Source organism: Erysipelothrix sp. HDW6B (genome assembly GCF_011301115.1).
Taxonomy (GTDB): domain Bacteria; phylum Bacillota_I; class Bacilli_A; order Erysipelotrichales; family Erysipelotrichaceae; genus Erysipelothrix; species Erysipelothrix anatis.
Map to the genome: position 1 here is coordinate 232,856 of NZ_CP049860.1, position 23,823 is coordinate 256,678.

Annotated in this window: 12 protein-coding genes and 1 other RNA gene; 6 read left to right on the forward strand and 7 right to left on the reverse strand. The window is 37.7% G+C overall.

Annotated features, from left to right (window positions below):
* The first annotated feature begins 50 nt into the window (after positions 1-50).
* On the forward strand, positions 51-4,415 hold the full coding sequence (locus tag G7061_RS01095; protein WP_166118091.1) for a hypothetical protein: 4,365 nt from the start codon (positions 51-53) through the stop codon (positions 4,413-4,415).
* A gap of 207 nt (positions 4,416-4,622) precedes the next feature.
* The gene (locus G7061_RS01100; protein WP_166118093.1) at positions 4,623-4,850 is read left to right on the forward strand and encodes a hypothetical protein; all 228 of its coding nucleotides are present in this window, start codon (positions 4,623-4,625) and stop codon (positions 4,848-4,850) included.
* A gap of 68 nt (positions 4,851-4,918) precedes the next feature.
* Here G7061_RS01100 and G7061_RS01105 read toward each other — a convergent pair whose 3' ends face one another.
* Positions 4,919-6,403 carry a MucBP domain-containing protein gene (locus G7061_RS01105; protein WP_166118095.1) on the reverse strand — a complete coding sequence of 495 codons (1,485 nt, stop codon included), beginning with the start codon at positions 6,401-6,403 and terminating at the stop codon, positions 4,919-4,921.
* A 2,279-nt stretch (positions 6,404-8,682) separates the two neighbouring features.
* Here G7061_RS01105 and G7061_RS01110 point away from each other — a divergent pair.
* The 4 genes from G7061_RS01110 (at position 8,683) to G7061_RS01125 (ending at position 11,781) form a co-directional block, all read left to right on the forward strand.
* Positions 8,683-10,269: an ABC transporter ATP-binding protein gene (locus tag G7061_RS01110; RefSeq protein ID WP_166118097.1), complete on the forward strand. Its 1,587-nt coding sequence runs from the start codon at positions 8,683-8,685 to the stop codon at positions 10,267-10,269.
* A 295-nt stretch (positions 10,270-10,564) separates the two neighbouring features.
* Positions 10,565-10,864, forward strand: coding sequence for a hypothetical protein (locus G7061_RS01115; protein WP_159639821.1), 300 nt, complete (start codon positions 10,565-10,567; stop codon positions 10,862-10,864).
* A 44-nt stretch (positions 10,865-10,908) separates the two neighbouring features.
* Entirely contained in the window at positions 10,909-11,208 is a 300-nt protein-coding gene (locus tag G7061_RS01120) for a ribonuclease domain-containing protein (protein ID WP_166118099.1), read from the forward strand.
* Between the two features lie 12 nt (positions 11,209-11,220).
* Complete coding sequence (locus tag G7061_RS01125; RefSeq protein WP_166118102.1) at positions 11,221-11,781, forward strand: hypothetical protein; 561 nt, start codon at positions 11,221-11,223, stop codon at positions 11,779-11,781.
* Between the two features lie 384 nt (positions 11,782-12,165).
* On the opposite strand, the gene ssrA is transcribed toward G7061_RS01125, so the two are convergent.
* From ssrA to G7061_RS01155, 6 genes are all read right to left on the reverse strand, one after another.
* Positions 12,166-12,516, reverse strand: a transfer-messenger RNA (tmRNA) gene (gene ssrA, locus G7061_RS01130).
* Positions 12,517-12,581: 65 nt separating this feature from the next.
* Positions 12,582-12,992, reverse strand: coding sequence for an SRPBCC family protein (locus G7061_RS01135; protein WP_166118105.1), 411 nt, complete (start codon positions 12,990-12,992; stop codon positions 12,582-12,584).
* A 100-nt stretch (positions 12,993-13,092) separates the two neighbouring features.
* Positions 13,093-13,863: a pyrroline-5-carboxylate reductase gene (gene proC, locus G7061_RS01140; protein ID WP_159639815.1), complete on the reverse strand. Its 771-nt coding sequence runs from the start codon at positions 13,861-13,863 to the stop codon at positions 13,093-13,095.
* A gap of 242 nt (positions 13,864-14,105) precedes the next feature.
* The gene (locus tag G7061_RS01145) at positions 14,106-20,855 is read right to left on the reverse strand and encodes a SpaA isopeptide-forming pilin-related protein (RefSeq protein ID WP_166118108.1); all 6,750 of its coding nucleotides are present in this window, start codon (positions 20,853-20,855) and stop codon (positions 14,106-14,108) included.
* A gap of 319 nt (positions 20,856-21,174) precedes the next feature.
* Entirely contained in the window at positions 21,175-22,476 is a 1,302-nt protein-coding gene (locus tag G7061_RS01150) for an AAA family ATPase (protein WP_159634644.1), read from the reverse strand.
* Between the two features lie 64 nt (positions 22,477-22,540).
* Positions 22,541-23,812, reverse strand: coding sequence for a DUF1576 domain-containing protein (locus G7061_RS01155; RefSeq protein WP_159634642.1), 1,272 nt, complete (start codon positions 23,810-23,812; stop codon positions 22,541-22,543).
* Positions 23,813-23,823 lie beyond the last annotated feature (11 nt).

Below are 23,823 nucleotides of genomic sequence, written 5' to 3' on the forward strand. Positions count from 1 at the left end.
TAAGAGTTGAGCTAGTGGTTTCCACTAGCTCAATTACAAATGGGGGAAATATGCGAAAAGTTAAAAAAGTATTATTATATGCAACTAGTATCTCGTTGGCACTAAGTGGTGCAAGTATCGGTATTTCGGCAGAAGAAAGCAATGCGCCTATATCGCAAGTTGTTAGAAGTGCAGAAGATGTCAATGGTATTAAGATTCATTTTGTAGGACCAGTTCCTTCAAACTCGAAGATTGACCCGACGGAAATTACACTCTTTCCGAAGTTCAGTGTTGATGCTGCGAGCTATATTTTAACTCGAGAAGACGGTTCAGTAGTAGAAACTAAAAGTACCGAATTTGTTTCGAATTCAACGCTAAATAATCTACCCGCTGGAAAATACCATGTTGCATTTGAATATGAGCTTGATGGTGGAAAATATAAACTAGAAGATTCTTTCAAAGTAGTTCTAATGTCCGTTAAAGCAAATATTGATAAGGAAATTAATCCAACAAGAATGTGGGGAGAAAGCCCAGTCGAAGAAGCGTGGATTTCATGGGAAATCACTAAGAACTCCGGAGAATTGGTTGCTGGAGATCTAGGAAGTGAAGTACCTAAGAAGACGATTGACTCTTTAGAGAAAGGTAAGTACCAAGTTAAATTCACAGCTATGTTGGAAGGGTCGCCAAAAAAACACTCAGAATTCAAAAATTTCGAAGTAACTGGTGAAGTTGAAGATGACCCAGAAGTTAGCCTCTTTATTGATCGAACAACCAATCCAAAAAGTATCACAGGTGATAAAAAACTCGTAGACTCTAAATTGGAATGGACAATTAATGAAGGTGCGAAAGTACTCCATACTGGTGAAGGAAAAACAGTGACACAATCACTCGTTGATGCATTGCCAGCAGGAACGTACCAAGTGAGCTTTAAAGAAATAAGCAAGACTGGCAAGGAATCAGTAAAGACGGAAACGTTTAAAATGCGGTTTCCAAATCCGACAGTAACTGTAGATAAAGCAGAAAATCCTACAAAGATTGAAGCAACACCTGCAATTGCGGAGTCAAGCTTAAAATGGGTGATTAAATCTGGCACAACTGAAGTTAAATCAGGAACAGGTTCAATCATCACTGAAGATTTAAAAGGATTAGCAGATGGTAGTTATACAGTGGTGTTCACTGAACGAAGTCCAGAGGATCTTACCAAAGATGCTCAAAAAGAATTCACAGTGAAAGCACCTGTCGAATTACCACAAGCCGTAATTCTTGTGGATCGTCCAATTAATCCAAGAAGTATCACAGGTGATAAAAAACTTGTTGATTCGAAATTGGAATGGACAATCAAAAATGGCGCACAAGTTCTCCATACTGGTGAAGGAAAAACAGTGACACAATCACTCGTTGATGCATTATCAGCAGGAACATACCAAGTGAGCTTTAAAGAAACAACAGTCAAAGGATTGGAATCAGAAGTATCTGAAACCATTACAATGCGTTATCCAAATCCAACAGTAACTGTAGATAAAGCAGAAAATCCTACAAAGATTGAAGCAACACCTGCAATTGCTGAGTCAAGTTTAAAATGGGTGATTAAATCTGGCACAACTGAAGTTAAATCAGGAACAGGTTCAATCATCACCGAAGATTTAAAAGGATTAGCAGATGGTAGCTATACAGTGGTGTTCACTGAACGAAGTCCAGAGGATCTTACCAAAGATGCTCAAAAAGAATTCACAGTGAAAGCACCTGTTGAATTACCACAAGCCGTAATTCTTGTCGATCGTCCAATCAATCCAAGAAGTATCACAGGTGATAAAAAACTTGTCGATTCGAAATTGGAATGGACAATTAAAGAAGGCACACAAGTACTCCATACTGGTGAAGGAAAAACAGTGACACAATCACTCGTTGATGCATTACCAGCAGGAAAATACCAAGTGAGCTTTAAAGAAACAACAGTCAAAGGATTGGAATCAGAAGTATCTGAAACCATTACAATGCGTTATCCAAATCCAACAGTAACTGTAGATAAAGCAGAAAATCCTACAAAGATTGAAGCAACACCTGCAATTGCAGAATCAACACTGAAATGGGTCATCACATCAGCTACTGGTGACATCAAATCAGGAACAGGTTCAGTGATTGTAGAGGACCTACAAGGACTCGCCGATGGAACGTATACAGTAACCTTTACTGAAACAAGTCCAGAAGGACTAACCAAAGATGCAAACGCAACATTTACGACAAAAACAGATGTTGTCTTACCGGAAGTAGGAATGACAATAGATCGTTACTACAATCCAACAAGTATTACAGGAAGTAAAAAATTATCCGATTCAACATTAGAATGGACAATCGGATACGGATTAACAACTGTTCATACCGGTACAGGTGCAGCAATTCCTCAAGACATTCTTGAAGGATTAGACGCCGGAAGATATTTTGTAACCTATGTAGAACGTAGTGCTACAGGAGAAACTTCACGAAAACTGGATGAGTTTGAAGTACGTTATCCAAATCCAACAGTAACTGTAGATAAAGCGGAAAATCCTACAAAGATTGAAGCAACACCTGCAATTGCTGAGTCAAGCTTAAAATGGGTGATTAAATCTGGCACAACTGAAGTTAAATCAGGAACAGGTTCAATCATCACTGAAGATTTAAAAGGATTAGCAGATGGTAGCTATACAGTGGTGTTCACTGAACGAAGTCCAGAGGATCTTACCAAAGATGCTCAAAAAGAATTCACAGTGAAAGCACCTGTCGAATTACCACAAGCCGTAATTCTTGTGGATCGTCCAATTAATCCAAGAAGTATCACAGGTGATAAAAAACTTGTTGATTCGAAATTGGAATGGACAATCAAAAATGGCGCACAAGTTCTCCATACTGGTGAAGGAAAAACAGTGACACAATCACTCGTTGATGCATTATCATCAGGAACATACCAAGTGAGCTTTAAAGAAACAACAGTCAAAGGATTGGAATCAGAAGTATCTGAAACCATTACAATGCGTTATCCAAATCCAACAGTAACTGTAGATAAAGCAGAAAATCCTACAAAGATTGAAGCGACACCTGCAATTGCAGAATCAACACTGAAATGGGTCATCACATCAGCTACTGGTGACATCAAATCAGGAACAGGTTCAGTGATTGTAGAGGACCTACAAGGACTCGCCGATGGAACGTATACAGTAACCTTTACTGAAACAAGTCCAGAAGGACTAACCAAAGATGCAAACGCAACATTTACGACAAAAACAGATGTTGTCTTACCGGAAGTAGGAATGACAATAGATCGTTACTACAATCCAACAAGTATTACAGGAAGTAAAAAATTATCCGATTCAACATTAGAATGGACAATCGGATACGGATTAACAACTGTTCATACCGGTACAGGTGCAGCAATTCCTCAAGACATTCTTGAAGGATTAGACGCCGGAAGATATTTTGTAACCTATGTAGAACGTAGTGCTACAGGAGAAACTTCACGAAAACTGGATGAGTTTGAAGTACGTTATCCAAATCCGACAGTAACTGTAGATAAAGCGGAAAATCCTACAAAGATTGAAGCAACACCTGCAATTGCGGAATCAACATTGAAATGGGTCATCACATCAGCTACTGGTGACATCAAATCAGGAACAGGTTCAGTGATTGTAGAGGACCTACAAGGACTCGCCGATGGAACGTATACAGTAACCTTTACTGAAACAAGTCCAGAAGGATTAACTAAAGATGGTTCAATAAACATTACCATTAAAAAAGATCCTGTACTCGTGCCACAAGCACAAATCAGCGTTGATCGCCCAATTAATCCAAGAAGTATCACAGGTGATAAAAAACTTGTAGATTCAAAATTAGAATGGGCAATTAGCGATGCAACAGCAATACTCCATACTGGTGAAGGAAAAATAGTGACACAATCACTTATTGATACATTACCTGCAGGAGTATATGAAGTTAGCTTTACAGAAACAAGTGTGACAGGACTCGTATCAAAAGTATCATCTACGATTACGATGCGATATCCAAACCCTGTCATTTCTGTGGATAAAGCTGTAAATCCTACTAAGATTGAAGCAACACCAGCAATTACAGAATCTGCAATGAAATGGATCATCACATCAGCTACTGGTGATATCAAATCAGGAACAGGTTTAGTTATTGATGGAGCGTTAAATAATCTTGAAGCAGGCACATATACAGTCGTCTTCACAGAAACAAGTCCAGAAGGACTTGAAAAGAGTGCAAGCGCAACATTTGACGTGAAAGTAACAACTGGGGAAACGGACAATGGAACTGGAACAGTTGATGGTGGAGAAAAACTACCAGCAACCGGAATCAATAATTCGATTGCTCAACTTGGTCTATTCATATCATTTATGGGTGTGATTGCATTACTACTTGAAAAAATGAGACGTCGCGTGTAAAACGGACGCATTGGAAAAGGATCAGAAATTTCTGATCCTTTTTTATTCGTTCCATTGATAACTCAGTTATATACAAGTTAAGAGTCGTAGTTTATAATTTTTTGTACAATGTGAAACTATTATTGCAAAGTATAAGGATCGAGTATATCTATAGTATCGGTCAAGGAATGTCCGAAACTAAGTTTATAATGAAGTCAGGTGATAGAGATGACATTAAGTAGGAAATATGTTGAAGTCGTGGTGCTCCATAAGCTCGATGGGAGTTATATACCATTATTTGTAGTAATTGGTATGATAAAAAATACAGTAACCAAAGTGCTAAGTATCGCACATCATCGCGATGTATCAATCCGTACAACGCAATACTGTATACTGATGAATGGTGAGAAACATGAACTCTATGAATGTGATGGAAAATGGTGGTTTTATTTGTAGTCGCAAGAAAAATAACACCAAACTAAAAAAGGGGTGTCCTTAAGCTGGGATCCCCTTTTTAGTGCATTTTATAATCTCGTGTTCTTTCGTTTTCGCGAGCCTAGTAATGCGAGGCTCCCAAGTAATGTAACAATCGCACCGATAAGTGATGTTTGATTTGTTTGTATTCCGGTTTGCGGCAATGTTGGTATCGTTTCGTTTTCGATATTTGGCTCTGTAGGTTTAACAGGGACAATAGGAATAATTGGATCAATTGGATCCACAGGCCCAATAGGTTCAACGGGGTCAACGGGATCCACAGGGTCAACAGGATCAACAGGATCAACAGGGTCAACAGGATCAACCGGATCAACTGGATCAACCGGCTTTGTTTTTGTGTAAACATAGGTAACATGAGTATCTGTTTCTGCGAAAACACCCTTCGGATTACCCTCGACGCGTTCAAGGGTATAACCATCGAAATCTAATGCTTCGGTAGTGTAGTTTTCATCTACTAACCCACTACTCGTAAGGTCTTCGTGAAGAATGTTTCCAAGATCATCAACGTAATGGACAAATAGTGCACTGGGCGCGTTAAGCATAAAGGTACCGTTACCCTCAAAATGATATTCCTGTTTATTGACGCCATCGTACTCTGAAGTATGAGTCACTGTGAAGTAGTCATCAAGATCATCCATAAAATATCCTGGAGGCTGTGAAGGATAGGAGCCGGCATTACGTGAATAAGTTCCTGCACGGTACGAGCCGTCGATTAATGAAAAGTGGAAACGGGAATCCATGCCATTATTCTCGATTGTTACATTATAGGTGAGTTGGTTGCCACTTTTGCTTTGAAGTACAAATATTTGCTCCAAAGGTTGAGAATATCTAAAGTATATATCCATTACTGCATCTGCGTCGGTATTTAAAGGTTGATATTGTTGACTTAGAGGAATACTGAAAGATGTATAATTCTCTTCAGTTATTGTTTCTTGGTAAAGAGCAAGCATCTTTTCCGGTGGTGTGGAAGAAGACTGAACATAATCGATTGATATATTAGTATTTCCAATAAGTAAATTCTCATCAAACATAGACGGTAAATTCCAAGTTCCTTCGATGGACTCCCAGTCTAAAGGTTCACGGATATCAGCATTGGTAAAACCAATGTTAATGTTGGTATTGGGTAACTGTTGTGCGCTATAAGGAAACACAAAGTCAGAATCAATGAGGTCAAAATTGTACCTCAAACCATTTAAAACGTCTAATTTATCAGAAATTCTTTCCACAGGAGCATTGACAAATATATCTTTGACGGTACGCCAATTGAAATCAAAAGCAACGTATTCGCCAACTAAATCTGAAGGTTTTAAATCATTGGGATGAATTTCAAATTCAGCACATCCTGGTTTCCCACGGTTTGATCGCTCACAAAAATATTTTGTGGCAATGTAATCGATGAGGCGATTGTCTAAATTCCAATCACGTGCTGTCTCTCCAAAAATCGTTGAATTACTTTGTGATAACACCAGAGCAGCTAATGCAACTTGCGAAACTTTTAAAATTTTATGCTTCATCGTATCCTCCCCTTGAATAGTTTGTTGTAAGTAAAATAAAGTTCGTTTGTATTACAGTAGAGTTTATTCCATGTTTCAGCGTCTGTGAGCTTTAGTTCTTTTTTGATGCGTTGAATTGTATTTAACTCAACCAAGAAAATGTACCAATATAAGCTATTACTGTCAGAAAAGCAATTGTTGGATATTAAAAGAGATTCAGGAATGAATCGTATTTTGGGCATATCCGGTCCTCCGATAGACCTATGATAGCGGTGGTTTCCATCAATGAGCAGTAACAATGAATCATTGATGGGAAAGTAGCAACTTAGTAGATCGCCTTTTGATTGAGATTTTTGCGAAGGGTTTACAGTTGAAACCCTTCCGTAACGCTTAAAGAAAGACAGTGGAACCTCCGGTAAATGATCGTAAAAATGTGATTCAGGCATCAATAAATCAGGAAATTTGAAATATAAAGTTATATTTTGTTGGCTGATTTGTATGGTGCATGAGAAGTCTACCTTAATATTATGAGGTAGTGGAGTATTATGTACATCAAGTAAGTTTAACCAATAGTGGTTATATTTCTGATTAAGTTCCGTATCGGAAAAGAGTTGATTTTCGTCAAGAAAAGACACCAATCCCATGAATTACCCCCTTAGATAGTATGTTCATTATAGCATAGACAATTTTGTTTATAATAAATGTGCCTATTATGTGTTGGTTTAATATAGAAACGTATCATCAATGAATGTTGAGATTGTGAATGAATTATGTCCAAGCAACAAAAAAGCACCCATTCGTATTAACTACTGATAAGTGCTAGGAATCAGAATGATGCGTTACTACTGTGACAATCAAGGGTATTCATACTCGTTTTCTATAATTATTCATTTATGACAAAAGATAGATGGATTCGACGATTTTCGATTTTGAAGAAAATTTGTACAATTCCAAACGTTTCCATACATTTAACAATGGAAACCCACCGAATCAGGTCTATGCAAACTCAACCCTACTGTTGTAATTTTGCTTGACTAACGCAATGGCACCTTACAAGAAGATTAAGACGTACTGGTTAAACATTAGAGAAAAAAAATACAAGCAATTCGAATATAAGAAAAGATGATTTATCATTAAGTGATAAATCATCTTACACATTTTATTTATTTCATCTGTCTACTTGACAAGGCGCAGTTCAGATTGGGGGGCTTTTTTTCATTTTGCACATCAAATACAACGGTTTAATCAAGTATACTATTTCACAAATGAGTAACGTGTTATATTCTATACATAAACCGAAAGGTAGAATGAGGAAATAAAAATGAGTAAAATATTTAAGATGTTTAGCATTTTTGTTTTGTCTCTTTTGATGTTATTGGTCACTATTATTCCCGCTAGTGCTTAGGAAGATAATTCAGTAAAAATATTCGAAAATGAATTAGTTACTGTATCAAAGAAAGAATACTGTAATGATTAAACATATTATCAAAGCTAGTGAGAATAGAAACTTCAATCTCTTCATAATATTCATTCCATTAATAATTATGACCATTTCTCTTTTCATGCCAGGTACGTTTTCAACAATATTGCAAATATGTGCACTAATATTTCTTATCTTCACAATTATTGTATTAATTTACGTCAAAAACAAAAAGTGAAGCATCTTCTAAATTAATCAAAATAAGTGTTTCGGTTTCTGATACGAAGTAAAGACTTATCAACGATTGGCGGTAAGCAAATGAAGATATATTTCTCTGAAGGATTGTTGTTTGTAGAAGTGTTGAGGTAAAAGGACTGAAATAATATCTCATTGAATACTAAATATATTCTATTCTTCTCGAAAATCTTCTCAATTAAAATGAAAATCCACTAAATAGTGGGTTATTCTGTATTTGGTGGAGCAGGCGAGAGTCGAACTCGCGTCCAGAAAGTGTCCCACATCTCAACATCTACATGATACTCCTGTTTATTGACGCCATCGTACTCTGAAGTATGAGTCATTGTGAGTAATCATCAAGGTCATCCATAAAATATCCTGGAGGCTGTGAAAGATAAGAGCCTGCATTACGTGAATAAGTTCCAGCACGGTACGTGCCGTCGATTAATGAAAAGTGGAGACGGGAATTCATGCCATTGTTCTCGATTGTTACATTATAGGTGAGTTGGTTGCCACTTTTGCTTTGAAGAACAAATATTTGCTGCAAAGGGTGAGAATATAAGGTGCATGTAATGGAAAGTAATTAGTTGTTTTTTTTTAATGTTTACAGAAATGTAAACCTTTTAAGTGAAAGGATCTATAAATGAGAAAATACATAAAGAAGTTAAAACTTAATCTTTTTTTGCAATTCTTGTTCTCTCTGTTGTGGACATTTACAAATGTGTTTATTCCCTATATTAATATTATGCTCTTCAATAATTTAGAGGCGCTGAGTTGGAAGTTTGTTACTTCTTTAATCCTGATGTATTTTATGTTGATTGCATTGAATTCTTTGTTTCAATACATATATCAAAGACTAGAGTGGAAAATGTCTGCGACATTTCGAAGAGATCTTCAAAAAGATTTGTTTCTTAAAGTAATTACACTGCCGTCTGAATTGTTTCAAAAACAAACAGAAAGCGAATATGTTGCTATTTTCAATAATGATGTGGAAGCATTGGATTCAGACTATTTAAGCCCAATTGTAGACATTGCACGGTCATTGGTTCAGTTTACTGTCTATGCAGTTGCTTTAGTTGTATTTGTAGATTGGCGTGTTGCATGTGTGGTAATTCTCGTGACTCTAGGGGCAGTATGCGTCCCTTATTTAGTTGCAAATAAACTTTCTATAAGGCGGAAAGCGCAATTACGCTCCTATGAGAAATATTTCGATAAACTGAATGAACTTTTATGTTCAAAGCACCTTGTTTCTTTGTTTACACTTAAGGGGATCAATCGTAGGCATGAAATATCTTCAGATGAAGCTCAACAGAGTTTATTTAACTATGGTGAATTTAAAACATTCGCAAATGTTACAAATGGTTTTGTGATGCTCATGGTAAGTTTCAGCTCTTTTACCACAATTTCCATACTGTTACTAAAGGGTGAGATTATGGTAGGTGCAGCAGTTGCGTCATTTTCATACATCGAAAATTTTATTTATCCTATCAGGTATATATTAACGGATATAAATATGATCCATTCTGTAAAACAAACGAGAATAAGAATTGAAGATTTACTCGCTTTTGAAACATATGCACTTAAAGAAACCGATAGTGTTGATTTTGAAGAGATTTTAGTACAGGGCTTATCCGTAAATTATGGTAACAATTTGATTCTCGATAAGGTCGATTTAAGAATTAAGAATGGTGAAAAGATTGCGATCATTGGAGAAACGGGATCTGGAAAGAGTAGTTTGCTCAAGGCACTTTTGTTAGCAGATAATCAAAATCCGGTTTTCATTGATGGCATTCGTTCTGGTGAATCATATATTACATTGAATTCATTTTATAGCAGTCAGCAAGAAGTGATTTTTAGCGAAACCCTGGAGGATAATATAACGATTTTTGGTAGTTATCCATTAAATACAGAGTATGCAGACCTTGCAAAAGAAATCTTGCATAAAGAAACATGTGAGGTTATTAAGCCTAAGAAAATAAGTGGGGGTGAAAAACAAATCATCGCATTTATTAGAGCGCTAAATTCAAACAAAGACTTACTTTTATTCGACGAACCGTTTTCATCCGTCGATGCAATATTGTCTGAGACACTTACCACATTTTTGTGTATGCAAAAAAATGCGGTATTACTTGTAACTCATGATACATCAAAAGATAATTTATCTAAATTTGACAAGGTATTGAAGGTTAAAAACAAGAATGTTGAAACATATGTAAATTTATCTGAGTAATATAAATACTATAAGCTATAGGATGTTAACGGTAATAATTGAACTTGAAAGAGTCAAACATATCTTAAGGTGGAAAGTCTAGAATCAAAGAATTAGAGACCAATGTGTTACTACACTAACATGTATATAAAATGAGTTTGCGATAGCCAGACATACAAAGTAGATTTTTCGATGAAAATGGGAGAGCAATCAAGGATATTGATTACCAACACAATGACCCACATAATACACATACCTTCCCTCAAGAACATTATTGGGATTGGACAAATGGAGGAAGTCCAAGGGACTAATTAATATGAAAAAAGAAACTTTAATTGAGAATAATATCAACTTGCACGAATTAATAACAAATGAACTTTTAAACTATCACTCAATAGCTGCATTTATCATGTTGTTGGAAATGGGGAGAGAAATTGAGTTTTACTATCTAGAAGAGTTGTTCAGTATCACAAGGTTAGACAATAAGTACATACTAAGCGGTGGTAAAAGTGTTCAAAGTTTTGAAAATGCTTTGAATATTGTAACTAGGGGGACAATTGCTAGCCAATATATTATTAATTGTTGGTTTGAAATTAAAATAAAAGCATTATTTTAATTCCATAATAGGACACCCTGTATTAGGATGTCCCTTTGTAGACAATGGAATGTTTCAGTAAACATAAGAGGACGGGAAATGCTCCGCAAGAAGCAAAAGATGTAGCTGACCAAGTTAAATCTAGAAATGGAACACCTCCAGATGGGTATAAAGGTGGAAAAGTTTATGAGAATCAGCCAAGAGGAACAGGTCAAAAAATCCCTGAAGGTCCAACCTACAAAGAATATGATGTTCATCCAAATATTTCTGGTCAAAACAGGGGGGGTGAACGTATTATAATTGGTAGTGATGGTTCTATGTGGTATACGAACGACCATTACGAAACTTTCATACCATTTGAATAAGGAGAAACACTAATGAAAAGTAATTATAAAAAGTTGATAGCAAATTTAACTAATAAAGGTATTATCTTTGCAGAGGGTATGTCAGAATATGACTTCAAAATTATTGAAGATAAACTTAATGTAATATTTCCCAGTCAACTGAAAGAGTTCTTGAGCTGTGGCGTGCCTATTTCAAAAGGGTTTTATAATTGGAAAGATTTAAGTAATCAGAATATCGAACAAATAAAACAAATGATTGAACGGCCTTTTCTAGATATCTTAAAAGAGATTGAAAACGAGAATTATTGGTGTGAAAATTGGGGGGAGAAACCCAATGATCTTGAAAAGGCAATAAAAATTTATAATAGTGAATATGAAAGGGCTCCGAAAATAATTCCGTTCTATTCTCATAGATACATTGTGGGCGTAGCCAATGATAAAAATATGAAAATTCTATCCATTGCAGGCAGTGATATTATCTGTTATTCAGATAATTTAGAGTCTTATTTGCAAATTGAGTTTAAAATAAAAGAATTTGACAACTCTGCTGATTGTAAGAACATACCCTTTTGGAGTAATTTAATCTATGATTAAACGGTTTGAAATATAACCGTTTTTCTTTTTGCTAGATTTAAGCGGTTTAACCAGCATTTTTCTTTTGAATGAGTATTTGTACTGAAAAATAACTAAAGTTGCACACAAGCAATTTATGCTACGATTGTACCCCGTAAAACCACAAATAAGGACTTACTGGGTTCATTCATCAGTAATTTAATCTTACAAATCTTATCCTATGTCGCAGAACAAGAACGTACCGATACTGTAAACGCATTTACACTCATATCAGAGACTGAAAACTCGTTCTAAACAAGTTTCGTAATATAAATGACAAGTGGCATATGGTATTTTATGCACCTCAGATAACAAAAAAGCACTTATGAGTAGTAACTACTGATAAGTGCTTCGGTTGTTTTTATATGGTGGAGTCGGCGAGAGTCGAACTCGCGTCCAGAAAGTGTCCCACATCTCAACGTCTACAGTTTAGTCTCGTGTTAATAATCAAGGCAAGGACATAAGACAAACCATTAACCTTGATGCGCTCTTAGATTTTCGTGTGGTACACCGAGCAATGCAACACCTTATCCTTTGTAGGTTGTTAGATACTATTTGCCCAAAGGCTAAAACGCATAGTATCTGGCTGCAGCGTTAAACGCTAATTAAGCAGCGAATTGTAAACTGTTGTTTCCAGTTATAAGTTTTTTGGCCTTTAGGTAGCCACACCACTGCAATTGAGATCAAACGAAATCCTGTCGAAACCATGACGACCCCGTAGGGCTATTATATCATGAGATAATAAAGCACACAATTAAGTATGCATATCATACTGAAAAACCTTAAAGTTTTTCAGTATAGTGGGCAAAGCTATCAAGAATCGCTTGCCATCCTGCTTGTTGAAAGGCGACGGGGTTTGTTGCCTCTGGATCAAATGTTTGTGTTACGGTAGTGGAGTCATAGTTTTCTGAAAATATAACCGATACCTCACGCCCATCATCTAACACGTAGTCAATACGTGAGAGCGGTTCTACCGCGGTATATGTGCCACCAAAATCAAATCCCATGCTACCGTCTTTGGCTTCCATTCGTGACAACAATTGTCCACCAACGGTAAGATTGTTCGAGGCACGGACAGTATGCCAGTCTTCAGATGCTTGGTTCCACTTCATAATGTGTTGTGGGTCATTCCAAACCTCCCAAACAAGGTCAATAGGTTGATTAACCCGAGTTGTGATTGAAATCTTTTCCATAAGTATCCTCCTTTATCTTCATTCTAGCATTTAGAGATAAACGATGACTTGCAAAGTGCACCGGATTCAACAAAAAAACTCCCATCATAGGAGTTTTTGTTTATTGTTTATCTTTGTTAATGGTTGCGCGTACTGCTTTACGGACAGTATCTTCAAAATGATTGGCGTCGAGCGAACGTACACCTTCAATCGTTGTGCCGCCAGGGGAACAAACACGTTCCGTTAAAATTTGGGCATCGACACCACTAATACGTAAGTAGTTTGCACTTCCGGATACAGCGTGGCTGGCAATGCTTAATGCATCGTCGTAAGCAAACCCTTCTTGCATTGCTTCACTAACCATTGCATCAATAAACTTAAATACAAATGCCGGAGAACTTCCTGCAAGTCCGATAAAACCACTCATTTGTGATTCATGGATGAGGACCGTTGAACCCAAATTATCAAACATTTCGCGAACATATGTTGCAACCTGATTTTCGACATTGTCTGATGCCGTGATGGCCGTGATGCCCTGTTGAATGGCTACATTTAAATTGGGCATTGCGCGAATCACGGGAATGTCGCCGACTTGTTCCTGTATCATCTCGATGGTAAGTTTTGCTGCGATAGACACAATTGTTTTTCCCCGCAAGTAAGGGCCTATTTCATCAAAAATAGTACTAAACATTTCAGGTTTGACCGACATCACAATAATATCTGACTCGATAACCAGCATATGATGATTGGCAGCGGGGGTAACGTTCAGTTTATTTGCTTTAAACAGCGTATCATCATGCGTTCGTGCGCTAATAATGATATCTTCCTTGTTAGGCATTCCGTGAATGATTGCCTGTGCCATGTTTCCAATTCCAATAAATCCTATTTTCATGATATCACTCCTTTATTTCATTGTGTTCCGAATACAAATAAAAAGCAAGATATCTTGCTTTTTATTTTCGCTTCATTGAAAGGTTCTTGGTTTACCAAGGTTTGGAATGTCGTTAAACGCTACAACCCTTCATTCCTATATCTATTATGCACTTATTTGTTCGAGAATGAAAGTGAAGTGATAACCAATATCATCAAGTGATTAAAAAAACTTACACCACTAGGGTGTAAGTCTCAAAATGATTAATTTTTGGTATGTTTGCGTCGTTTCGCAATGATTAAAGCACAGAGCCCCATTAAGGTTAGTGCAGTACCAGATAAAAGAACTGAATTAGAAACACCAGTTTGTGGGAGTGTTTCAGATGGTTTCTTAGGTTCTTTGCTTTCGCCAAGAACAATTGGTTCTTCATCATTTTCAAATTCGACAGCAATTGATTCGAATGCGCCCGCATAAGTTTCTGGGATTTCGATGGTAATGATTTCCTTCGAAAGTACATAGCCTTGCGGTGCGACTGTCTCGCGTAAGCTGTATGTTCCTGGAGCTAAATCTTCAAAATGAGCAATACCATTAACCGTAGTTAATGTTGCGACAGGATTTAAAGATGCATCCAATAGTTCAAAGGTAGCTTCGCCAATAATATTTCCTTTAGGATCAACTTTTGTGACTGTCAATGATCCTTGATAATTGATATGGTGTGCAACGACAAGAGATGGTTCACCTGCTAATTCAGATTTGATCGTGAATGTTGCTGGAAGCGTGTTGATCATAAAGCCGTTAGGTGCTGTTACTTCAACGAAGGTGTAAGTTCCAGGGGCAAGATCAGAAACTACGATCGTACCTTGTGTATCAGTCGTATATGTATCGCCAATTTGTTGCTTATCTGCATCGTAGAGTTTGTAAACAGCATCTTGAAGACGGTTGCCATGAGCGTCTTCTTTGATAAGAGAAACAGATCCTTTGTAGTTGATATGGTGTATAACAACAGAGGCTGGTTCACCTTTTGATTCAGCTTGAATTGTAAATTCAGCAGGAACGGTATTGATAATGTACCCGTTAGGTGCTGCAACTTCCACAAATTGATAGGTTCCAGGTGCAAGGTCAGATACAGTAATTAAGCCTGATTCATCCGTAACATAGGTATCACCAATTTGGTTCATTGTAGCATCGTAGAGTTTATATGTTGCGCCTTCAAGTACATGGCCGCTTGCATCTTGTTTCACGAATGAAACGGATCCTTTGTAGTTGATATGAGATGTTTCAACACGTGTTGGTGCGCCCATTGCTTCAGCATCGATCACGAAAGTAATTGGTGTTGTATTAATGACATACCCTTGAGGTGCTGAAATTTCCACGAATGAATAGGTACCAGGAGCTAAGTTTTCGACAGAGATCAAGCCATTGATATCTGTTGTATACGTGTCCCCGATTTGATTCATTGTCTCATCGTAGAGTTGATAGCTTGCACCTTCGAGAAGATCTCCATTTGCATCTTGTTTTGTTAGTGAAACGGAACCTTGGTAGTTAACATGTCGTGCAATGGTATTTGTTAAGTTATCTACAGCTTCATCCACAACTGTGAATGAAACAGGTGCTGTATTAATAAGGTACCCGTGTGGTGCTTGAACTTCAATAAATGAGTAAGAACCCGGTGCTAAATCAGCAACCGAAATAATACCATTAACATCCGTTGTGTACGTATCCCCAATTTGTTGATTTTGAGCATCGTAGAGCTTATAGACTGCACCTTCAAGAACAGTGCCATTTGGGCTCTCCTTAATTAAGGAAACAGTTCCTTTATAGTTAATATGAGTTACTGCTGTAGCTGTTTGATTTTCTACAGCTTCAGAAGCAATCGTAAAGGTTGCCGGAACAGTATTAAGTAGATAACCTTGTGGTGCAGTTATTTCTACAAATGAATAGGTACCAGGAGCTAAATTATCAACAGAGATCAAGCCATTGATATCGGTTGTGTATGTATCTCCAATTTGGTTGTTATCGGCATCGTAGAGTTTGTAAACAGCACCTGCTAAGACGTTTCCGTCTTTGTTTTCTTTAGTGAGTGTAACAGAGCCTTTGTAATTGATATGGTGAGCTGTGATAGCGATTGGTGTATCAATCGCCTCAGAAGCAATGGTAAAGGTTGCTGGTACAGTATTAATGAGGTAACCAAGTGGTGCTGTGACTTCAACGAATGAATAAGCACCTGGAGCTAAGTTTTCAACAGAAATCAAGCCATTGATATCCGTTGTGTATGTATCTCCAATTTGGTTGTTGCTGGAATCATAAAGTTTATAAACAGCGCCTTCTAGGACATCGCCATTCATGTTTTCTTTTGTGAATGAAACGGAACCTTGATAGTTCACATGTTTTACTACTGTATTTGTTAAGTTGCCTTCAGCCTGAGCCATAATTGTGAAGACCGCTGGTGTTGTGTTGACGAGGTAGCCATTTGGAGCTGCAATTTCAACAAATGAGTATGATCCAGGAGCTAAATCGGATACAGAGATAATGCCATTGACATCCGTTGTATACGTATCTCCAATTTGGGTCATTGCTGCATCGTACAATTTATACACCGCACCTTCAAGCGTTTGACCTGTTGGTGCTTCTTTTATGAGTGAAACTGAACCTTTGTAGTTGATATGGTTTGTAACGACAGGGGTTGGTTCACCGGAAGCACTTGATGCGATTGTAAAGGTAACAGGAATGGTATTTAAGAGATAACCATTTGGTGCAACTACTTCTACAAATGAATAAGAACCTGGAGCTAAATCTGTAACAGAAATCAAGCCATTGATATCCGTTGTGTATGTATCTCCAATTTGGTTGTTAGATGCATCGTAGAGTTTATAGACAGCACCTTCGAGGACATCACTGTTCGCATTGTGTTTTGTTAATGTAACGGATCCTTGGTAGTTGATTCGTGAATCAAGTTCAACTTGAAGCGGTGAGTGAAGGTCGACAACAACTGGTGTAATTGTATTATCAAGAACATAGCCAGGTGCTGCTTGGGTCTCTTTAAAATAATAGTTGCCAACAGCGACATTTTCGAAGGATACAAGTCCTTGTGTATTTGATGTTGCTTCGTAAACTTGTTGTGTTGCGCTAGCATCTGTAAATAATCCGAATGTTGCACCATTTAGTGTGTTGCCAAGAGCATCAGTTTTCGCAAAGCTAAGTTTTGCTTTGTGGTTAACGACATTTACGGTGGTGAGACCGTTATTGTTGACGCTGACTGTTACTGGGATGTATGCATCATTGCGGATAAATCCATCAGGAGCTTGTGTTTCTTTAAGATAATAAGTGACGCCATCTTCAAGCAAGTTGTTGCGATCTGCTGTGACTCCTGAAGCAGGATTAATATCGTTTGTAAAGACGATACGGCCTTGTGCATCCGATGTTTGTGCTGAACGGAATAACGTATAGCCGTCACTTTCAGAGTGGGTATAGAGTTCGAATGTAGCGCCCGCAAGTGCTGTGCCATCTACGGATGCTTTTAGAACTTCGATCGATAGTGGGTAATTAACAACTGTTTCGTGCTTTTTACGCTCTGCTTCAGTATTTGCTGAGAGTACGATGTCACGTGGTGCAATTGAAACATATCCCGGATACGGAGCAACTTCCTCAATACGATATTTTCCTGGATAAAGTCCCTTAAATGCAAGTTTTCCATCTCTATCGGTTGTTGCTTCACGGATTGTACGTCCGTTTGGTGTGATCAATTTAAATTGAATATTTTCAAGTGGGTCGCCACCATTGAGGGGTTTACCATACTTGTCGGTAATATTGCTTTCTGATATTTTGAGAATTTCGAGTTCGAGATTCACAACACCAGAACTACCGCTTCCATATGTATAGGAGTTATGGCTGGAGTCCGTTACAGTTTTTGTTCCACTGTCCGTGATAATTCCTGCCATCGATACATTATTTGTCCATTCAACACGACCTTCAGAAACGATTGATTCTGTTTGGTATGTTACTTTGAATGATGCGTATTCATTGCCTTTGGTTACGGGTATTTCGAGTTTAAATCCTTGTCTGTGGGGTTCGTTAATAGGCCCATCTAAAACTGTCTTACCATCGTTGGCGTAGTTTAGATAGGTTACAGAGTATTGGTTGGGTTCAAGCAATTCAGATTTCTCTTGAATTTCTTGTCCCGTGCTGTCGTAAACGACTTTATAAACCTTCAAGGTTTCAGGAAGATAAAGGTGTGTGTCATTCAATAAATCCTGGACTTGGATAGTTTCTTGTAACTTTGAACGTCGTTGGTTGATGTCAATTTGCCATGGAATTTTAACATTTCCAGACGCATCGATATCAATCGCTCCTGGGCTGGACTTTACAACATGCTGTCCATCGGAAACCTTAACTTTCGCAGTAATTTCGGTTTTGTAGTCATCATATGTTACCTGAGCGGTATTGATGACTTCTTGGGGTGCTTCTACATCTTTAATATCGGTTTCAAATATAATTGCGATACGTTGGTCGGAACCTAATGCCTTTAGGTTATCGCCATCGATTCGAACAGTTAGTGTCGTTGTTTGTGATTCTGTTTGGTCATCATTAATTGTTTTAGCGATATCAACAGTGGGGGTAATCGAAAGATCTTTGGTGATATCATCGCCTAAAACAGTGCGACCATTCGCGTCAACCGTATAACGGAAGAATTTGAGTGATTCACGATGATAAACTTGATTGTTTTGAAGAACATCTGTGAATACAATCGCATCTTTAACCGGACGATTGTTGAAGTTGAGATAGTTTTCCCATTTGATAATCTTCTTCGGATCGTTGAAATCAAAATGACCACGTTTCTCACCGTTGTGTGAAACTGTCGTTCTGATTGATTCTGAGACGCGTGTTGTATCAATTAATGTTGTACTGCCATTTGATAATTCTACTGCGGCGTTATTGGCAATACCAATTGCTTCACTTGTTTCAAATTGACGAGCATCAAACTTCGTTGTATAGGTGAGTACATAACGTTGTTTGGTTGGTTTAGGTGGGTTAATTTCGAACGAGAATCCTGTTACATTGTCACCTGTTTTGGTGAATGTAAGAGAACTGTGCGTTGTTGTAGAAACTGCGACGCCATCCAGTTTTAAAGAATCCGTATCGATCGAGAAGATGTTATGGGTTCCTTGAAGCATATCACTCACAAGAATCTTATCGTGAAGATATTCTTTATTGTTAATTTCGACGGTCCATGTCATTGTCTCTGTTGCATAATCAATCACTGGTCTTGATTTTGAAATAATTCGACCGTGGTATCCAGCACCGGTACCGCCACCACTACCAATGACTGTATCACCTGTTTTACCAATAATTCGGTTGGTGACATTGCCATCAGGTTGGGTTGTTACATTGTCACTATTTCCTTTTTCGGGAAGCGTCACAATTGTATCGTAAGTAATATCTACACGTTCTGATGAATTGCTAAGGTAGGTTAGCTCGAAGTGGGGGTTCTTACTGCTATTGTTCAATTCAAAACTGAAACGTGATGTAGCATCTGAGCCTTCGAACGTATATTTATTAGGGTTTGTGCTATCTTGTTTTAAATCAGCAAGAGTATAAGTTTTTGATCCAACTTTAAATTTGAAGCTGGATGAATCATAGGTACTTGCAATGCCTGAAAGTGTATCTTTGAAGACTGTGCCAGTTTTTAAAGAGACTTTATGAGGATTTATCGCAACTGCCCATGAATCCTTACCAGAATTTTCTACACCTGCTATATGCTCTTTGGTTACTTTCTCAGGAAGTGTATAAGTGAATGATGCTGAATCTTCAGTTTTGGATCCAGGTTTGATTCCTTCGCCAGTAAGTTTGGCATGGTTAATGAGTGTTTCAAATTCTTTGCTTTGGTCAATCGATGAGTCATCTGTTTTGGTAGTAACATGAATTCGATAGGGTTTATCGATATCACCTAAGCTAATCTCGACATTGCGTCCTGTTTGAGACGCTACATCAAGGGATGTTGTTGTATTAGAAACGGGTTCTAATGATAAACTACCATTCTTTAAGATTGGTTTTAATTCGGTTTTCGTTACAGATACTAATGAACTATGCTCGGGGAGTGTTTCAAGAAGCTTGGCATTGGTTATTGATGTACTACTACGGTTTATATCAATTTCCCATGTGATTGTTTGGCCATTTGCTTCAGCTGAAAGTACTTTTTTGGTAACATCGTCTTTAACATCCAAACGAGGATTTAAGGTTAAGACTTTTTCATCAGTATAAGGAATTGTGATATCGAATGGAACATTCAAATCAACATTATTAAGATCTGCTCGTAAATTTAAATTGAGTTTTCCTTCTGGCAAACCACTCGATGTTGATCCTGAATTGAGTGCTTCGTTAAAGGTAAAGCGTACTTTACCATCTTCAACCTTATAAGTACCATATTCAGTTATAAACAGATTTGCAGTACTTGCAAAATGTTTGGGTAAATCAAATTCGAGATAATCTTGTGGTAATACGGGGTCGTCAGAGTTTGCGATTGTTTCATCAATTTTCCAATTGATTTTGAAACTAAGGACATCGCCATTTTCAATGTTTAGAGGCTGATCGAAATCAGTGATTTCTTGACTGTCTCGATATGTGATATCACCATTATTATCGATGACATTGTCTTTCTTAGTATGTAATAACGTCAGCATTGGTGCAGTTCCTGGTAAGATTGCTTTTGACCAATCTTTAGGCCCGCGTTGGGTACGTGGTGCGGCTTGCTGAGGTTTCACGGATTCAGTCGACAGTGCGGTTACGTTTTGCGCTGCGTCGACTTCTGTAGAAATCTCACCCTTCTGTGGTTGGGGTGTGCCCACAGCAGGATCTAAATCTATATTTGATGTATTGTTTTTGTTTGCATCATGACTAGTTTCAGAAAGAACTGTGGGGGCGATTTCGTGGGTTGTTTTATCCTCGGCAAGTACGGATACTTGAGAGAATGCGACAAGTAGCGCTAAGGCTAGCGCCAGAAATCTATTCTTCTTCATTTGTATTTTCTCCTTTAGACACAAAGCTCATTATATCTAATTGATGAATACAAAAGTAGTGAAGTGTCTCGTTTCCACAGTCAAAAATGTGTTATTCATACATAATGTAAGGAAATAAACATATTAAATGGGGTAACGCAGAAAAAGATCCGGGGGCGGATCTTTTAGCTTAATACATGTCAGATGTCGAAGACGTTCTGTACTAAGTCATATAAATGGTGGGGTAAAACGTCATCTTGCGATGATAGCTTAAGTTTACACCACTTTCGGAAATGTCGATTGTTGATGTTCTCAACGGTAAATAAAACGTTCCCAATGATTAGTAATTGTTTTTGTTACGTGTCCATCGGACCACTTTAGCATAGTCGTCCATCAGTACGTACAACGTATTCGGTTCTGTTTTTAATGGGTGCCCATACACTCCCGATTCGTAACGACTGCGTACGTTATGGTTCGGTTGGGTTGGTGAAATCTCTTCAATTCCGGTAACCGTAAACGTATAGTCTTTGATATTGGTTACATAGACTGAAGGGGGCTCTAAATGATTCATAGTATCCAAAGAATCAAGGGTTAGAATACTTTGTCCAGAAAATTTAGAAACAATATTTTCGATAATGTTTAGCATTGGTATTTGATGGAGATAGTGGTCAAATTGGTCATAGATGACGGTATTTCCCAACATCAGTTCAACAAAGCTAATCGACATCGATAAAACATGTGTCAATCCTGATGGAAGTTCATTCGCAGGAACACTTACGATGCCTAAATCGGTTCGTTTAGAAACAACGAGATCGTATTGCCATAAGTTAGGTTCAATTTCAACGAATGTATAATCCACAGAATCAACCAATGGAAAAATACTTTTAATTGTATTATTTAATACGGGTAAAGAACTTAGAATAAACTGTTTCAACTCAATATCTGCGCGGCCACCGAAAACTGAAATATTGGAATTCCAGATAAAGTTATGGAAGTCTAGTTGCATATAATGGTTTGGAATTACAACGCGCATATGCGCAATGTATTCAATGAAGTCAGAAAGTGTTGATTTAAAGACAATGTCTTTGTGTTCATAACAAATATAATTAAGAATCGATAACATTGTATACTCACCAAAGGCTTTCTGGTGGAAAGCATTGATAGTATCAATATCGCGGACTAAGACCATACTGCGACCAAAGACAATCCCGGTGCTGTCGGCTTTATAGATAATGTTTTCTTTATTGTTAACACGTTTCATGAGTGACTCTTGAATGAGATTATGACTGTTGTCAAATTGTACTGTATAAACAAATATTTGGTTTTTAATGGAGACTTCGAAAGCCAAGACCATGTCATCACATGCTAGTTTTCGATAGTGCTTTGCAACTTCACGTTTTAAATCGAATGGATCTACTTTCGGTGTATAGCGGAAGTGAGTGCGGGTACGGTAAATATCATTGACACGATATCCATCGGTGAGCCGTCTTAGAAATCCAAAAGCTAAAAGAAACGATGTCTTGCCACTTGAATTTTCTCCGAATACACTGACTTGTTGTTTGAACGATCCGCGTTTATTTTTCAAAGAAACAGTAGTTTCATCGAAACAACGGAAGTTTTTTAAATAAACAGAACCAAACATTTCATCACCTCACATACGAGTATGATACCAATTATCAAAAGAAAACGCACGACATTTATCATGTCTATGCGTCTAAATCGTATTCAAGTTGTTTATCCAAATCTGGTGGTACTGGTGCGAAGCGGTGCATGATTGGAACCAAAACGGCAGCAACGATACCAACAGAGAATCCAGTGTTATAGAGATTCATACCGGCATGCATCTGTCCAGAGTTCAAGGCGACTGAGGAATTGATATAACTTGCAAGAATACCCCAACCCCAACCAAAGTGACCAGCAATCGGTGCAAGGGCAGTTCCGAATAATGCGGCAAAGACAATCGTTGGTGTATCTAAAGTCCAGTTTTGGGTTAAACTTCCCAATACAACACCCACAAGAATAGGTAAGATGTTCCGAGCATGTTTTCCCAGACCCGAAAATCCGACAACGGTGAGAATGGCGCCAATGTAAGGACCGTTTAATCCAGCACGAGCCACAAAGAGGACATACCCCATTACAATAAAGCCATTAATAGCCATATTGATTAGAACTGTGGAAAGACCGTACATTTTGAGATAGTCATGATCCAGATAACCAGGTTCCTTCAAAAGTTGACGATAGTTTTTAAATGAGAAACCATCAAGATAAAACCCGTACATAAACATTGCTAGTAATAAAACGGAAAGGGACAGAGCATACGGGAAGGTGTTGCCTGTATCAAGTATTAAACGTTTCACCGGTTCATAGCCATATGACTTCATAATTGAAACATAGAGCGTCGCTAAGATACCAACTGAAAATCCTGTATTGTAAAGGTTAAACCCTTCATGAACTTTAAACAGATGTCGTGAGACTGGTTTAATAATAAAACCAGCAGAGATACCGACTACCATACTCAGTGATAAGCGAATCGATAACGGTGCATGAATATAAAACAGCAATTCCGTAACAATTGGCGCAAAACTCGTAGCCAGTAGCGAAATGTGGACAATGTCACAATAGCGCTCTTTTGTTATTTTAGAATAAAGATAGGTACCAAGCAAAATCGGTAAGACATTGAAGATGTTTTTTCCAAAAAAGGCAAAACTTCCCATTAGGTAGACTGAAGCAATCGCGGTACCATTAATTTCTGCTCCCGAGTATTGAATCATCCAAACAGCAAGTAATGATATCAACCCTACATTAAGCAAACTGGCTCCCAACCCTCCAATTGCTATGTAATCTGTGATAAGAATGTCTTGTGCCTGAATAATTGCGATAATACCATTAAAAAGCTCCGTAGGCGAAGCTATCAAAAACGCAAGTACAATCGGTAAAATACTTGAGAATAATAAGAAATTTAGGGTATGGCGTTTCATAAATCACTTCC